Source organism: Edaphovirga cremea, from assembly GCF_003332275.1.
Taxonomy (GTDB): Bacteria; Pseudomonadota; Gammaproteobacteria; order Enterobacterales; family Enterobacteriaceae; genus Edaphovirga; species Edaphovirga cremea.
In genome coordinates this window covers 200,748-217,153 of sequence record NZ_QOVA01000006.1, presented here as the reverse complement: position 1 = coordinate 217,153, position 16,406 = coordinate 200,748, and the positions used below count along the sequence as shown (strand labels likewise).

15 protein-coding genes and 1 pseudogene are annotated in these 16,406 nt (G+C 42.0%); 3 read left to right on the top strand and 13 right to left on the bottom strand.

The genetic code is table 11. The features are described 5' to 3' along the window. The first annotated feature begins 14 nt into the window (after positions 1 to 14). Genes DRI82_RS11155 through DRI82_RS11145 form a run of 3 tightly spaced genes read left to right on the top strand, consistent with a single transcriptional unit; the run spans position 15 to position 3,559 of the window. Positions 15 to 1,784, top strand: a complete 1,770-nt coding sequence (locus DRI82_RS11155; protein ID WP_157968053.1) for an HAD family hydrolase — start codon at positions 15 to 17, stop codon at positions 1,782 to 1,784. 12 nt (positions 1,785 to 1,796) lie between these two features. Next, on the top strand, positions 1,797 to 2,726 hold the full coding sequence (locus tag DRI82_RS11150; RefSeq protein ID WP_114193592.1) for a glycosyltransferase family 2 protein: 930 nt from the start codon (positions 1,797 to 1,799) through the stop codon (positions 2,724 to 2,726). Positions 2,727 to 2,740: 14 nt separating this feature from the next. Beyond that, complete coding sequence (locus DRI82_RS11145) at positions 2,741 to 3,559, top strand: glycosyltransferase (protein WP_114193703.1); 819 nt, start codon at positions 2,741 to 2,743, stop codon at positions 3,557 to 3,559. A gap of 197 nt (positions 3,560 to 3,756) precedes the next feature. Here the strand turns inward: DRI82_RS11145 and DRI82_RS24755 are convergent. From DRI82_RS24755 to DRI82_RS11080, 13 genes and pseudogenes are all read right to left on the bottom strand, one after another. Next, positions 3,757 to 3,855, bottom strand: a pseudogene (locus DRI82_RS24755) (transposase domain-containing protein); the annotation flags it as partial. Between the two features lie 110 nt (positions 3,856 to 3,965). Next, complete coding sequence (rfbD, locus tag DRI82_RS11135; RefSeq protein WP_114193590.1) at positions 3,966 to 4,829, bottom strand: dTDP-4-dehydrorhamnose reductase; 864 nt, start codon at positions 4,827 to 4,829, stop codon at positions 3,966 to 3,968. Then, a complete protein-coding gene (gene rfbC / locus DRI82_RS11130; protein WP_114193588.1) occupies positions 4,826 to 5,362 on the bottom strand; it encodes a dTDP-4-dehydrorhamnose 3,5-epimerase in 537 nt (178 codons plus the stop codon). Before rfbC (DRI82_RS11130) ends, rfbD (DRI82_RS11135) begins: the two co-directional genes overlap by 4 nt. 1 nt (position 5,363) lies before the next feature. Beyond that, positions 5,364 to 6,233, bottom strand: coding sequence for a glucose-1-phosphate thymidylyltransferase RfbA (gene rfbA, locus DRI82_RS11125; protein WP_114193586.1), 870 nt, complete (start codon positions 6,231 to 6,233; stop codon positions 5,364 to 5,366). A 14-nt stretch (positions 6,234 to 6,247) separates the two neighbouring features. Next, positions 6,248 to 7,312: a dTDP-glucose 4,6-dehydratase gene (gene rffG, locus DRI82_RS11120; RefSeq protein ID WP_114193584.1), complete on the bottom strand. Its 1,065-nt coding sequence runs from the start codon at positions 7,310 to 7,312 to the stop codon at positions 6,248 to 6,250. Between the two features lie 242 nt (positions 7,313 to 7,554). Beyond that, positions 7,555 to 8,571 (bottom strand): UDP-glucose 4-epimerase GalE, encoded by a 1,017-nt coding sequence (gene galE / locus DRI82_RS11115; RefSeq protein WP_114193582.1) that lies wholly within the window; start codon positions 8,569 to 8,571, stop codon positions 7,555 to 7,557. A gap of 101 nt (positions 8,572 to 8,672) precedes the next feature. Further along, positions 8,673 to 10,031 carry a right-handed parallel beta-helix repeat-containing protein gene (locus DRI82_RS11110; RefSeq protein WP_114193581.1) on the bottom strand — a complete coding sequence of 453 codons (1,359 nt, stop codon included), beginning with the start codon at positions 10,029 to 10,031 and terminating at the stop codon, positions 8,673 to 8,675. Between the two features lie 621 nt (positions 10,032 to 10,652). After that, positions 10,653 to 11,510, bottom strand: coding sequence for a dTDP-4-dehydrorhamnose reductase (gene rfbD, locus DRI82_RS11105; RefSeq protein ID WP_114193579.1), 858 nt, complete (start codon positions 11,508 to 11,510; stop codon positions 10,653 to 10,655). Continuing rightward, complete coding sequence (gene rfbC, locus DRI82_RS11100; RefSeq protein ID WP_114193577.1) at positions 11,507 to 12,043, bottom strand: dTDP-4-dehydrorhamnose 3,5-epimerase; 537 nt, start codon at positions 12,041 to 12,043, stop codon at positions 11,507 to 11,509. Before rfbC (DRI82_RS11100) ends, rfbD (DRI82_RS11105) begins: the two co-directional genes overlap by 4 nt. Before the next feature lies 1 nt (position 12,044). Further along, entirely contained in the window at positions 12,045 to 12,914 is an 870-nt protein-coding gene (gene rfbA, locus DRI82_RS11095; protein ID WP_114193575.1) for a glucose-1-phosphate thymidylyltransferase RfbA, read from the bottom strand. 22 nt (positions 12,915 to 12,936) lie between these two features. Next, positions 12,937 to 14,001 carry a dTDP-glucose 4,6-dehydratase gene (rffG, locus tag DRI82_RS11090; protein WP_114193573.1) on the bottom strand — a complete coding sequence of 355 codons (1,065 nt, stop codon included), beginning with the start codon at positions 13,999 to 14,001 and terminating at the stop codon, positions 12,937 to 12,939. Between the two features lie 31 nt (positions 14,002 to 14,032). Then, positions 14,033 to 15,466, bottom strand: a complete 1,434-nt coding sequence (wbaP, locus tag DRI82_RS11085) for an undecaprenyl-phosphate galactose phosphotransferase WbaP (protein ID WP_114193571.1) — start codon at positions 15,464 to 15,466, stop codon at positions 14,033 to 14,035. 25 nt (positions 15,467 to 15,491) lie between these two features. After that, entirely contained in the window at positions 15,492 to 16,406 is a 915-nt protein-coding gene (locus DRI82_RS11080) for a glycosyltransferase family 2 protein (protein ID WP_114193569.1), read from the bottom strand.

Genomic DNA, 16,406 nt, shown 5'->3' with positions numbered 1-16,406 from the left:
CAGGGGCATTGAACATGGATGCATTGCATGTTGCGATTGATAAGGCATCAGTCATTTCTTTTGACTTTTTCGATACGCTTTTTGTTCGTCCGTTGGCGCATCCAGAGGACGCATTTGATCTCCTTGGCGTAAAATTCAATATTGCTGATTTTAGGGCGCAACGTCGTAAGGCGCAGGCGGATGCTTTTCGCCAGATGACCAAAGATGGGCGTAAGGAAATCACGCTGCAAAACATCTATGACAAGTTCCCACAGCCTCAGCATCAGCGCGATGCTATTCAGCAGGCGGAATACGACCTTGAACTCGAACTGCTCCAACCGAATAACGAGCTGTTCCCTTTATTCCAGCAATTGGTGGCGAGTAAAAAAAAGGTCGTGATCACCTCCGATATGTATTTCTCTGCCAACTTCTTTGTTGACGTGCTGAAACGCTACGGATTGGAGCAGGTTCCGCTATTCATTTCCGCAGATTGCAATGCAACCAAGCGTGACAGCGGTGAGCTGTTTAATATTGTCGCCAACACCTGCGGCGTTACCGTTCAGCAGGTGTTGCACATCGGCGATAACTACCTTGCCGACGTACAACGCCCGCAGGAAAAAGGTCTGTCTGCGTTCCATTATGTCCGTGAAGTGGCGCATCAGGGCAATAAAAAACAAAGTATTGCAACCTCTATGGTTCTGGGTTTGCTTAACACGGACGATGCAGAAAAAATCACTTCAGGCACCTTTCAGGAACTGGGATACCAATTTGGCGGTCCTGCCAACTTGGGGTTCCTTCAGTGGATCACGCAGCAGGCAAAACAGGATGAGGTTGATGTTGTGTTGTTTGTCTCCCGCGATGGTTATGCCTTGGAGCGCCTGGCAAAAAACTACTGCGCAGATCAACTCCCTGATTTCCACTATTTTCTGGGCTCGCGCATAGCCTTTAACCTAGCGTTGATTACTGACGATAATTTCGAGCAGAATATTCCGTTCCTGCTTTCCGGCAGCGTTGGGCTTTCCCCGGGGGAACTGTTTGAGCGGATTGGCGTTTGTCCTCCTGCTGACTCAGTACTACAGAGTTTAGGGATTGATCCGCAGCGTAGCATCAGTATTGAGGAACACGACAAGCTTGGCCAACTGGTGTCTGGCTATCGCAGTGAAATCATAAAGGTGTGCAGCAGGAATCGCCGAGGCCTGTTTATGTATCTGTGCCAGTCAGGCGTGAAAGCTGGCAATAAAATCGCATTGGTGGATGTTGGCTGGAACGGGACGACGCAAGAGGCTTTCGAGCTGGCGGTGCGGCCCATTATGGATGTTGATGTGGTCGGCTATTATTTTTGCTTGGCGGATACGCCTGAGCGTCAACGCCGCAGCTGCAGTTTGAAGATGAAGGCCATGGTCAGCAAAGAGTCTGTTTCCTCGTCGATAGTGAACAGCATTTATGAAAATCGCGTTGCGGTAGAGATGTTTTTCTCTGCTCCCCATAATACGATTATTGGCTATCGCCCTTGCAGTTTGTCTGTTGAGGTGGTTGGGGATCCCGGAAGGGCGAAAGCAACCGGTCATGAGCAATTCAACCAGGCAATTAATGAAGGTATCGATATGTTTGTCAAGAGCTTCACGCAGCAGCAAGAAAAGCTCAATGTTTCTCTGAGTCCGTTGCAGACCGTGGCACCTATAATTGAATTGGTCTCAAGTGACCAGTGGCGTACTAACCCTTTGATCGGTCAAATAGAGAACTTTGACTCCTGGGGAAGCTCACGTAACCAAGTGATGCGATTTGCAGATTACTTCAATAATTAATGATTGAATCCAATGTCTACGCAACCTGTTAACCACGTGGCAATTTTGCTCGGTGCCAGAAATGGGGCTGAGTTTTTGCCTGCGCAACTGGGGTCTTTTCTGCGCCAAACTCACCCTAACTGGTCTCTGTGGGTGTCTGATGATGGTTCCACGGATAATACCAGAGCGTTGGTAACTGATTTTATCGCTCGCCCAGAAATCGAGGGGTATTTACTTGCTGGTCCACAACAGGGTTTCTGTCAAAACTTCATGTCCTTAGTTGTTAATCCAGAAATTAGAGCGACTTATTATGCATTTTCCGATCAGGATGATGTTTGGTTGGAAGATAAACTAGAACGGTCAGTACGCTGGCTAAGTACGCTTGATCCTGCGATCCCCGCATTGTATTGCTCCCGTACTCGTCTGATTGACAGTGGTGGGATGCCAATCGGGTATTCGCCGGATTATGCAAAACCACCAGGTTTCGGTAATGCGTTAGTGCAAAATATTGCCAGTGGTAACACTATGGTCTTTAATCATAGTGCTAGGCAAATTTTACAAAAGGTGAACAGGGCTTCTATCGTAGTACACGACTGGACTTTGTACCAAATAGTGACAGGCTGTGGTGGAGTAGTAAATTTTGATCGCCAACCTTCGGTTCTGTATCGCCAGCATCAGCACAATATCATCGGTAACAGTATGGCTCCGATCAGACGTTTAAGTAACTTTATAGCCGCCCATGGTGGCCGCATAGCGAAATGGAATGATGCCAATTGTCAGGCTTTAGCCTGCATTTCCAGTGATTTAACGCCAGAGGCGAAACAGAGGCTGGCTTCATTCTGCGCGATTCGTGATAGCAGTGTGTTGAATAGATTGCGTTTTATGCTGGAGTCAGGCATCTACCATCAACAGCGCATTGGCACGTTGACTACGCTGACGCATATCCTGCTTAATAAAATGTAAATTTGGTGTTATTTGTGAAAATCATAGCTTCTCTTGTGCTTTTTAAGCATGAGTATCAGGATATTGAGCAGACTTTATCCTCATTGTTTGCTGAAGAAAGCATTTCGAAGGTTGTCATTGTCGATAATGGGGCTTTCTGCAAATGGCTTGCTAGCTTTCAACACGAAAAGCTGGAGGTTATCCGTTTACCTGTAAACAGAGGATTTGGTGCCGGACATAATGTTGTTTTTGAGCGTTATGCCGACATTGCCCCTTTCATTCTGATTTGTAACCCAGATATCACTTTTGCAAAAGGTGAGGTTGATAAACTTTATCGCTTCAGTCGTGACTACGGCGTTGGGCTGGCAATACCTAAAATCGTCTATCCCGATGGGAGTTTGCAACACGGTACCAAGCTGTTACCCTCACCCTATCAATTACTGATCCGCCGTTTTATGTCTCGTTTTTCATGCACCATCAACGATAGTTATGAATTGCGTCAGGCAGACTACAATAAACCTTTTTTTGCGCCTTCACTTTCTGGTTGTTTTATGCTGATCAGTGGTCAAGTACTTCGTGATGTAAAAGGTTTCGATACGCGTTTCTTCTTGTACCTTGAGGATGTTGACTTGTCCCGTAGGGTTTGTCAGTCAGCTTTCCCTGTATCTTACTTCCCTGGGGCTTTGGTAACCCATGAGTCTCAACGTCGTTCTTATACCGATGTTCGTTTTTTGCTTTATCACATCACTTCCGCCATCCGATACTTCAATAAGTGGGGGTGGTTTCGCGATCGGCAGCGTGTACAGCTGAATAAACGATGTTTAGCGAATTTGCCTTTACAGCGCTCCTCTTAGAGAAGGAGCGCATTTCTTATCATTCCTCTTTTTCTATGTTCCCGGTAATGTGAGAAGTGAACACGCATTAGAGAGCTTTAGGCTACTACAGTACATGAAGAATGTTATGGCTATGTGATAGGTACATGCTTTCATATGGTAAGCGAACGGCGAACTCGCGTTGTGTGATTAAAATAATGTAATTAGCTGGAAGGGTATTAACTGAAGCGGTTTTCGGCGTAGGGTAATAGCTCGTTGATCCGACTGTTGGACCACGAGGGTAAACGAGTCAGCACATCGCGCAACCAGACGTAAGGGATGCCAAAACTACAACGAATATATAGCCAGGAGGAAGATGGGAGATTAACCGCAGTTAGGGTGCCCAAACAGCTCGGTGGGCACCACAAAAAGCAGAAACTAGCTGTTATTAAAGAGTGGAACAGCTCTTGACTACAGCGCTGACTCTCTCTTGCCACAAGGATAAGGTGATCCCGTAAGCCTTGATTTTTTCGCAATTCAATAATGAAAATTTTGGCCTTTGTGCAGGTGTCGGATATTGCTCGCTAGTAATAGCATTGACCTTTGGGGAATGTGTCAGAACGCCTTGCTCTACTGCAGACGTGAAAATGAATTCAGCGAATTCGTTCCAAGCAACATCTTTGTCACCACAGAAATGATAAATGCCTCCCTCTGCATCAACTTCCAGTAGATCTAAGATCGCGATGGCAATATCCCCCGCATAAGTAGGACATCCACGCTGGTCTGCCACAATGCCTAAGACCTCGTGATCTTTCGCCAAACGCAGCATAGTCTTTACAAAATTACTGCCATATTCACTGAACACCCAAGCGGTACGAATAATAATAGCTTCCGGTTGGATAGCAGTAACCGCAATCTCTCCATCGAGTTTGGTCTTACCATAAACACCTAATGGATTAGTCACGTCACTTTCAAGATAAGGGCTATCTGCCAGACCATCAAAAACATAATCGGTTGATACATGAACCAAGCGACAATTGGCTGCTTTTGCTAACAAGGCAAGGTTACTGGGTCCCTGCTCATTGATCAATTTGGCCATTTCGCGATCATTTTCCGCTTTATCAACGGCTGTATACGCGGCAGCATTCACTATCACATCAGGTTGAAAGGCAAGCACCGTCTGTTTAACCTTCTCAAGATCAGTAATATCCAAAGTATCACTGTCCGTAGCCAGAACTTCCCATCCAGTTGGTACGCGATCGATAAAGCAGCGGCCCAACTGCCCATTGGCACCGGTCAACAAAACCTTCATTGCTCTAACTCCTTAAATAGCTTGCCGATTTTATCTTTCTCAGATAATAGTGGATTTTCCAGAGGCCATTCAATTCCCAAGGCTGGATCATTCCATAACAAGCAGCCTTCATTAGCCGGATTGTAATAGTCAGTACATTTATATTCGAAATCAGCAACATCAGAAAGTACAACGAAGCCATGCGCCAATCCTGGCGGGAGCCAGAACTGGGTTTTGTTTTCCTCGGAAAGGATAACCCCCTCCCAAGCACCATAAGTCGGAGAATCTGGACGGATATCGACCGCAACATCAAATACCTCTCCACGCACAACACGTACCAGCTTGCCTTGAGGGTTTATCTTTTGAAAATGCAGACCACGCAACACACCACGCGAAGACCGCGAGTGGTTGTCCTGAACAAAATCCAAATCGATATCTAACATTTCCTGATAACGTTTCTTTTCAAAGGTCTCCAGGAAAAAGCCCCGCGCATCCCCAAATACCTTTGGTTGAATAATCTTCGCACCTTCGATTTTGGTATCCGTGATTTGCATTCTATTTCTCCAAACTCAGATGCAATAAATACTGCCCATATTGGGTCTTGCTGAGCAATTTAGCCTCTGCTTCAACTTGCTCACGAGTCAACCACCCTTTGCGGTAGGCTATTTCTTCCAGACACGCAACCTTGAATCCTTGGCGTTTCTCAATAGTGTGAATAAATTGAGATGCTTCAATCAGGCTCTCGTGAGTACCCGTATCCAACCATGCGAAACCACGCCCAAGCAGCTCAACATTGAGCGCCCCTTTTTCCAGATACATTTGATTGAGGGTTGTAATCTCTAATTCACCGCGTGGAGATGGCTTAACCTGTTTGGCCATCTCCACAACATTTTGATCGTAGAAGTAAAGCCCGGTAACTGCCCAATTAGATTTTGGTTTTGAAGGTTTTTCTACCAAAGACAATGCGCGGAATTTGTCATTAAATTCAACCACACCAAAGCGTTCAGGATCCATGACCTGATAGCCGAATACTGTTGCTCCCTGGTTACGTTCTACTACCGACAAAAGCTTTTTGCCAAAGCTCTGACCAAAGAAAATATTGTCTCCTAAAACCAGAGCACAGCTTTCTCCATTGATGAACTCTTCACCAATCAAGAACGCTTGCGCCAATCCATCCGGGCTGGGTTGGATTGCATAGCTCAGAGAAATACCAAAACGGCTCCCATCGCCGAGCAGTCGCCTAAATGATGGCAAATCCACTGGTGTTGAGATAATCAAAATTTCGCGGATCCCAGCCAGCATCAATACTGAAAGCGGATAATAAATCATCGGCTTATCGTAGATAGGCAGGAGCTGCTTTGAGACACCACGAGTAATAGGATAAAGACGTGTGCCTGAACCACCCGCTAAAACAATACCTTTCATTTTCACACCTTAAATTAGCGGGTTAACCCCAAACGTTCGCCTGCATAAGAACCATCTTTCACACGGCTCCACCAAGATTGGTTAGCTAAATACCATTCAACAGTTTTTCTGATACCGCTCTCAAATGTTTCTTGTGGTTTCCAGCCCAGTTCACGCTCGATTTTTGATGCATCAATCGCGTAGCGCATGTCGTGACCGGGACGGTCAGTTACAAAGGTGATCAAGTCTTCATACTTGACCAGGTTACCGGGTTTATTGGGAACCAATTCCTCCAGCAAACGGCAGATAGTTTGCACCACTTCTATATTTTTACGCTCGTTATGGCCACCAATGTTGTAGGTTTCGCCTACCTCACCTTCACAGACAACCTTATACAAAGCTCGTGCGTGATCTTCAACATACAGCCAATCGCGGATTTGATTACCATTGCCGTATACAGGTAGAGGTTTTCCGTCCAATGCATTCAGAATGATCAACGGGATCAATTTTTCCGGGAAATGATACGGCCCATAGTTATTTGAGCAGTTTGTCACTATAGTTGGAAAACCGTAAGTTCGCAGCCAAGCTCTTACCAAATGGTCACTCGATGCTTTTGATGCCGAGTATGGGCTGCTTGGTGCATAGGGTGTCGCTTCAGTAAAAAGATCCTCGGTTCCATGCAAATCACCGTAGACCTCGTCAGTGGAAATGTGATGAAAACGGAATTCAGCTTTAGCTGCACCATCAAGAGTATTCCAATATGCTCGTGCGGCTTCAAGCAGCGTATAAGTTCCTACAATATTGGTTTGAATGAAAGCTGCAGGTCCATCGATTGAACGATCAACGTGACTTTCAGCAGCAAGGTGCATCACCACATCAGGTTTAAGCTCGGCAAAGACACGGTCCAGCTCTGTACGATTACAAATATCAACTTGCTCAAATTTAAAACGATCACAGTGGACAATTGTTTTCAAAGATTCAAGATTACCTGCATAGGTCAAACAATCTATGACGATAACCTCATCTGATGTTTCATTAATAATATGACGGACAACTGCCGAACCAATGAACCCAGCACCACCGGTAACGATAACTTTCATATAACCCTCTGAACAGCAAGGTGTGCTGACATGTTGGCCACAAACCTGCGTCTATGATTTCAAAATTAATCAAGCATCACTCTGCAGTAAATTTGCCTATAATGACAATTAATTGAAATCGTTAATAATCAATCAACTATATCATTATTCATATTAAAGAAGCGCGACATTCTACAAGAAGCTACTCCCATTCACCATCTGAATACTAGCAATAATAGTTAAACATTGTGAATTGAATACTTTTAGGAACGATACCCTTGAGGATTTATGTTTTGCCAGTTCCAGGTATCACGCATCATTGCCTCGAGACCACGTGTAACCTTCCACCCCAGTTCAGCTTCTGCCAAACGGGCATCAGCCCAGAATGCAGGTAAATCACCATCACGACGAGGCTTGATCGTATAAGGAACAGACCTACCCGAAGCCATCTCGAATGCCTTTATCATCTCCAGAACTGAGTAACCTACCCCGGCTCCGAGGTTGTAAGCTTTATAACCACTGATCTTATCCAGATGATCCATAGCCTTCAGATGACCTTCTGCAACATCCATCACATGAATATAATCTCGGACACCTGTACCATCTTTGGTCGGATAATCGCCTCCGAATACCCCCAGGGAATCAAGTTTACCGATGGCAACCTGCGCAATAAAAGGCAACAGATTATTCGGAATACCATTTGGATCTTCACCAATTAGACCGGACTCATGTGCCCCTACCGGATTGAAATACCTGAGCGCAATAATCTTGAAATTTTTATCCGCTTTAGCCATGTCACGCAGAATCTGCTCAACCATCAATTTTGAGGTACCATACGGACTGGTTGTTCCACCAATCGGTGTCGTCTCAACATAAGGTACGGGTGCATCGGTGCCATACACTGTTGCCGACGAGCTGAAAATAAACGAATAGACGCCGGCCTTTCTCATCTCTTCCAGCAGAATTACGGTTCCGCTAACGTTATTCTCGTAATACTCCAGTGGCTTACGCGTAGACTCCCCTACCGCCTTCAACCCTGCAAAGTGAATTACCGCACTGATTTGGTGCTCCGAAAAAATCGTTTGCAGAACCTGACGGTCAAGTATATCGCCCTGATAGAATACCGGAGCTTTTCCAGACAGTTGCTCAACCCGATGCAATGACTCCTGCGACGCGTTAGAAAGGTTATCGAGTACGACAACACTCTCACCTCGCGAAAGAAGACTTAACACCGTGTGCGATCCGATATATCCGGCACCGCCTGTGACTAGAATTGGCATGGGGATCCTTAATGTATTTGCATTGCGTAAAAAAGAAGTCAAGGTATCAGCAGATATTTAAAACATGCTGAAATTTCAAATTAATATGATATTTCTCTTAGTTAGTGAAATACCCAACCATCCAGAATGACAGTATCATTAATAGAAGTAGCTTTATTCGATATCATATTATTCAATTCGATTTTATTTTTATTGCCCGAACCGATTTTTATAGAATTATTTGATATTTTTATATTACGTATGACATTGCCATTCAAAGAAACCAACTTCACATCATGAGTGTCCGCTAACACTAACGTATTATTATCAAAAGTCACACCCGTGCTGTTACCACGACCACTACCTAAAGAAATGAATGATGTGCTAATTTCTGAGAATTGATTCTTTTGAAATATAATATTTTTCATATTCCCAGTTACAGTGATACCAAATTTACTATTAGAAACCTTGTTGTTCTCGACAAGAATATTTGCAGGAAGGCCGTGTATTCTATTAATGTGAACGCCGGACTCTTTCATTCCACTAATATCATTATCATATACTCGCCCATTTGCAACAGTTTCAGGAAACACCCCATTAAGGCAAGACAATACTTTATTATTGTTAATACTAAAATTATTGCCATTGATACGCGGAGAAGTCCCCTTCCCCATATCGCCATATATATCAATTCCATTATCTACACAAAACGAAACATCATTCCCTTCAATGGATAGGCCAGCAAATTGAGCTACTTGAATACCTATTCTTGTACAATTTCTCACAGTACAATTTTTAATGATAATATTCCTAGCGGCAGTACTATTTTCGCTGCCACCTCTGACTTGAATACCATTACCATTACTATTTATGCTCTTAACGTTCTCGATGAGTATGTTTTCTTTACATTCAAGTAAAATGTTACTTGCCTGTCTACCATGAACTTGATTGCTCGAGTTACCATCCACAACGATATTGAGAATATCAATATTCTCTAACATTTGAGTCCGATAGCTCGAGAAAATTCTCATGAAAGCACCGTTGCCATATTGCGCATCCAATAATTTAATGGTTCCTTGTCCAGTAATGATTACGTTACTCTTTAACACCAAACTACAAATGCCAAAAGGTTTAACTGAACCAGGTTCATTAAATAATACAGCCGAGACAAGAAAGCATCCTTCCGGTATGACGACTGTCCATCTATGCTCATCATTTTGATATTTGTCATTGCATAGATCTATTGCTTTCTGAATTATATTTCTATTATCAAACTTGCTGTAACCACCCTCAGTACATGAATGAGCGCCAAGATCAAGAATATTAATTTCTCTTTTTATTAAATCATTATCCCCTGTTGAAGGAATGTCTTTGTCACTTCCATTTAAGCTACCAATTTTCCCTTTTGCTTTCACACTCAAAGAACTTATATAAGCCAAAGCTGATATCGATGCGATCCTTAAAAACATTCTACGGTTCATATCTTGTCTCTTATCAATTTCGTCGGCGCGATAAAGTCAGGTACAAAAGATCTGATAATTAATTATCACATAATTCATTAATGTTGATCGGCAGCAGAAATTACTTTTTTAGAAGAGCTATCATAACAAAAACTTCTCTATATTCTGTTTTATAAGCATCCGCATGATTGAATTCAATAAATGTAAAAGTGATAATAATAACTAAAGAACAGAAAATTCTCGCTAAAAACACTGTGGGTAAAAATTTATTTTCCTTATATTTATTCTGTAAGAACTCTCTCAGAAATATATTGTTGACAACAAGATAACTAGTTATCTATAAATTTGTGACTACGCTTATTGCCAATAATCAGCAACACTAACTATTTTAGCAACCATTCTATGGAATAGAAAAGTAAACAATGTTTTTAAAACATTTTCTAAAACCATCCAAACTGTATTTATTACATAAGCACTCATATTAACACCCAAATTTTAGGGTGTCAGCTCGGCACTTCAATCCTCGATATTTATTTAAAATCATTTTCTTCATATGACAATAATTTACTAATAATGAATATCAATTATATTTCCATAAGACTTCATTTAAATTAAAAAAGGGACTTACATGTCCCTTTTTTATTACTTTAGCAAAGAAATCACAGAACTTAGCGCTGATAACCATTCTGGCGAGGGGATATCATAACTATTTATTTTTGCACAATTCATAGTAGAGTAAGAAGGTCGCTTTGCTGGTGTCGGATATTGCTCGGTGCAAATTGCGCTTAGTGTAGGTTTCTTGTTTATTTTATTTAACTCTAACGCTATATTAAAAATGGCATTTGCAAAATCATACCAACTGCATTCCTTATCGCCACAGTAATGATAGATGCCACCTTCTGCTTCTTTCTGTATTAGAGTAATGATTGCTTGGGCGATATCACCCGCATAGGTTGGACAACCTCGCTGGTCAGCTACAATACTCAATGCATCACGATCGTTCGCCAATCGCAGCATAGTCTTTACAAAATTATTACCATACTCGCTGAATACCCACGCAGTACGAATAATAATTGTATCAGGTAATTCACTGCTCGCAGCAATCTCACCATCCAACTTGGTTTGACCGTATACGCCCAGAGGATTGGTAACATCAGTTTCTACATAAGGCGCCATAGCACTACCATCAAATACATAATCAGTAGATACATGTATAAAACGCGCACTAATCTTTTTGGCTGCTGCTGCAAGATTTTTGGGACCCAGTACGTTTATTCGCTCTGCCAATTCACTATCGATTTCTGCTTTATCTACCGCTGTATAGGCGGCGGCATTTACAATCACATCTGGGCGATATTCTCCCACCGCTTTATCTACCGCAGCATAATCTGTAATGTCAAGGACATCAGAGTCTGTCGCCAAAATCAGCCAACCTTCAGGCAAGCGATCCTGGAAGCAGGTTCCTAGTTGGCCTTTGGAACCCGTTAGAAGTACTTTCATTTTCCCAGATCCTTAAACAACTCACCAACCTTGTCTTTCTCAGAAAGTAATGGATTTTCGAGAGGCCATTTAATGCCCACTTCTGGGTCATTCCAGAACAAGCACCTTTCATGTGCTGGATTATAGTAATCCGTACATTTATATTCGAAGTCAGCAATCTCAGAAAGAACAACAAAACCATGGGCCAAACCAGGTGGTACCCAAAATTGAGTCTTATTCTCTTCTGAAAGCAACACCCCCTCCCACTCACCATAAGTGGGTGAGTCAGGTCGAATATCAACTGCAACATCAAATACTTCACCTTGTACTACCCGTACAAGCTTGCCCTGTGGATTTACTTTCTGAAAATGTAGACCACGTAATACTCCTTTTGAAGATCGAGAATGGTTGTCCTGAACAAATTCCAGATCGATATTCAACATTTCCTGATAGCGCTTCTTTTCAAATGTCTCAAGAAAGAAACCACGGGCATCACCAAATATTTTAGGTTGAATGATTTTTACGCCCTGAATTTTGGCATCTCTAACTTGCATATTATTTCTCCGCTATCAACTGTGCCAGATACTGGCCATACAATGTCTTACTTAATGCTTTAACTTCTTCTGCAACCTGCTCGCGAGATAACCAGCCCTTGCGAAATGCTATTTCTTCCAAACAAGCAATTTTGAAACCTTGACGTTTTTCAATAGTATGAATGAATTGCGATGCTTCATTTAGACTGTCGTGGGTTCCTGTATCCAACCAGGCAAAACCACGCCCCAGAAGTTCAACATTTAACAGACCACGTTCAAGATACATTTCGTTCAGTGTAGTGATTTCAAGCTCACCACGGAGCGAAGGTTTGATTTGCTTGGCCATTTCTACAACATCTTTATCATAGAAATAAAGACCGGTTACTGCCCAGTTTGATTTAGGATTAGCCGGTTTCTCTTCCAGCGAGAGAGCTCGGAAATTTTCATCGAACTCCACCACGCCAAAACGTTCAGGATCCATGACCTGATAACCAAATACTGTGGCACCTTGGGTACGCGCAACTACATTTTCTAATTTTCGACCAAAACTTTCACCAAAGAAAATATTATCCCCTAATACGAGAGAACAACGATCGCCATTGATAAATTCTTCACCAATCAAGAATGCTTGCGCTAGACCATCAGGACTTGGCTGAATTTCGTAGCTCAAAGTGATTCCGAAACGACTACCGTCACCCAATAGACGCTTGAAGCTAGATATATCTTCAGGTGTAGAAATAATCAGAATATCTCTTATTCCTGCCAGCATAAGTACAGAAATAGGATAATAGACCATAGGTTTGTCATAAATCGGCAGCAACTGTTTAGAAACACCACGTGTAATTGGATATAGACGTGTGCCGGAACCACCCGCGAGAACAATACCTTTCATATTTGATTCACCTAAAAGTAAATTAGCGGGTTAATCCCAAACGTTCACCAGCATAAGAACCGTCTTTAACACGACTCCACCATTCTTCATTGTTCAAATACCATTGAACTGTCTTACAAATCCCACTTTCGAAGGTTTCCTGCGGTTTCCAACCTAGCTCTGCATAGATTTTTGATGCGTCAATAGCATAACGCAAATCATGTCCTGGTCGATCGGTAACATAGGTAATCAATTGCTCATAATTACTAACATTTTTTGGTTTATTCGGCACTAAATCGTCAAGCAAACGGCAAATAGTCTGCACAACTTCGATATTTTTTCGCTCATTGTGGCCGCCGATATTGTAGGTTTCGCCTACTTCACCTTCTGTCACAACTTTGTATAATGCACGAGCATGATCTTCAACATATAGCCAGTCTCGAATTTGAGTGCCAGTGCCATATACTGGCAGCGGCTTTCCGTCCAGGGCATTCAATATAATTAACGGGATCAACTTCTCGGGGAAGTGATATGGACCGTAGTTATTTGAACAGTTAGTTACTATTGTAGGAAAGCCGTAAGTACGTAACCAAGCTCTTACCAAATGATCACTGGATGCTTTCGATGCAGAGTAAGGACTGCTTGGTGCATACGGCGTCGTTTCAGTAAACAAATCGTCCGTGCCATGTAGATCGCCATAGACTTCGTCAGTAGAAATATGGTGGAATCGGAATGCCGCTTTGGCATCACTTTCCAGGGTGCTCCAGTAAGTTCGAGCTGCTTCAAGTAAGGTATAAGTCCCGACAATATTTGTCTCAATAAATGCCGCAGGTCCATCAATTGAACGGTCTACGTGACTTTCGGCCGCAAGATGCATTACTGCATCAGGTTTGAATTGGGAAAATACACGATCAAGTTCAGTACGATTACAAATATCGACTTGTTCAAATTTATAACGATCGTTATTGGCAATCGTGTTTAATGACTCGAGATTACCGGCATACGTTAGACTGTCTACAATAATAATCTCGTCAGAAGTGTCATTAATAATATGTCTTGCAACAGCCGAACCGATAAACCCTGCACCACCAGTAACCAAAATTCTCATATAAACCTCTAAAGCACTTTTATAGCCTTGCTTAATATGCGCCGTCTCTTTTCAAAACCACATTGATAGTTTTAAAAAGAATAGCTATATCATTCCATAAGGTCCAGTTCTTTACATACCAGGCATCAAAATATACACGAGTGTCATAGTCAACATCATTGCGCCCACTTACTTGCCATAAACCTGTAATACCAGGCTTTGCCATTAAATAGTAATCTACATCTCCTGCGTAACGCTCGAGTTCTTTTTCAATAACAGGACGCGGCCCTACCAAACTCATTTCGCCTTTAAGTACATTGAGTAATTGCGGAAGCTCGTCCAAGCTGGTTTTACGGATAAACTTCCCAACTCGGGTAATACGTGGATCATTTTTTAATTTAAAGTCTTTATCCCATTCTTCGCGTGCTTGCGCATCGTTTTCCAGAAGATTTTTAAGTACTTCTTGTGAGTTCGTAACCATTGATCTGAACTTAAGACACTTAAATTTCTCTCCATTACGGCCAATTCTTTCATGACCATAAATTGATTTCCCTCCATCTTTCGAGACGAGATAGGCTAGAATCAATAGTACTGGTGAAAGCATGGTCAATATCATTACTGACCCGACAATATCGAAAGTACGTTTTACAATACGAGAGGTTCTTTTTGCAAGGTTATTACTGACACGTAATATCATAACTTCGTGGCTGAATATGAAAGACATATCAGTTCCATAAAGAGGGACACCGCGGAGTGTAGGGATTACCGAGACGGATCTACAGCCATTTTTTGCTAACGTCTTTAACCACTGATCACGTAACACATGTTCATCAAACTCTAGCGCCACGATGAATTGCGTATGTTCAGTATCACTAACTCGCCAGAGCTCCTGCTCACTGGTGATGATAGGAACACCAAACATTTGTTTCTCACATTTTTTTCCAGATGAAAAAAAACCACTTATCGCAAAACCAAGCACTTCTTCACTCTGTAATGCTGCATACGCATCACAAGCATTTTTCCCAGAACCAATAATGATAGTGTGCTTTTGCCAAAGACCAAATTTATTCAATGTTCTTTTTGTAATCGCACGTGCGAGGGGAACCAAAATAAGGGCAAAGGTCCAAGTAAAAACCCATACGTAACGAGAGAAATGCCACTTGGAAAATGCTACAAGTGCTAAGTCTAATATTGCAAAAATCAAAATGGTTCTGAATATTTCTTTTAATTCAAACCAAAATGGCTTCCGATATGAATAATGTCGTAGTCTAACCCAAAACCAGCCAACGCATAGCAATGACAAAATTGCGTGCGAAATAAATCTGGCGGCTATTTCATCTTTAGGTATGTACTCATAAACATCGCCCCAAAAATAGTCTACTGCATAAACCGCAAAAACAAGTGACAAATTAAAGAAAATAATATCAGACATCGCCAATAGCGATTTTACTAAATTAGGTTTTGTTGAGTAACTTAGCGCACTCATATAAAATTCCTTTATTCCGGACTAATTAATCAGAAATTCCATCCCAATATCTCTTGTGCATACTGAGCTTTCTTCTAAGACCTGCAGGTATCCTTCTGTAGTTTTGTCCTAATTTATATCCTATTATCTTGGAAAAATTGTTTACACAAGCAACTGGTATCCATAGTGGTGCATTTTTCAATAAAAAAAGCATTTCAGAAAATATAAATTTTTTACCCTCACCACCTGCACCACCGAAAGACTCTCTAATCCATGACTCATCGGAGTGAAAAACACCTATATCGAAATAACGTTTAAACTCTTCTACCGGCGTATAATTGTGTGAGTGTCTAACATTTGCATCAGCTACATAAGCTATTTTATATCCCGCCAAAACTGCTTTTGCTGCCAGAAACATATCTTCTGCCAATATTGTACTGTTGGGAAAACCTCCCAGTATTTTAAATGCACTTACTCTATATGCTGAAAAAGAATTAGACATAAAGACTGTTTTTATACCCATTTCTTTTATTGAATCAAGATCACTAATATAACCATTTTCTTTGTAATTGAATATTCTCGCATGTGTTGCAATAGGATTTGCATCATGATGAGGAAGTTGACGCCCATAGGCAGCCACAACATCGGCATTGCTAAATACATTAATTATTTTTGATATCGCATTGTTTTCAGGGATCGCATCCTGAGTAAGAAATACAACGATATCTGAAGAGCTCAATTCAACACCTTTATTCCGGGTTCCTCCATGATTAAAGTCTAAAGAAGTTATGGTATGTAGATCGAAACTATGTGCAATGGCAACTTCACAAGTTGAATCCTTACTCCCAGAGTCAATGACTATAACTTTCGCCATTCCCTTTGCCATCATGGCTATTTGATTCGCCGCATCCTGCCAAACAGTACCACCGTTATAAGTGGGTATTACTATCGTGACATTCAT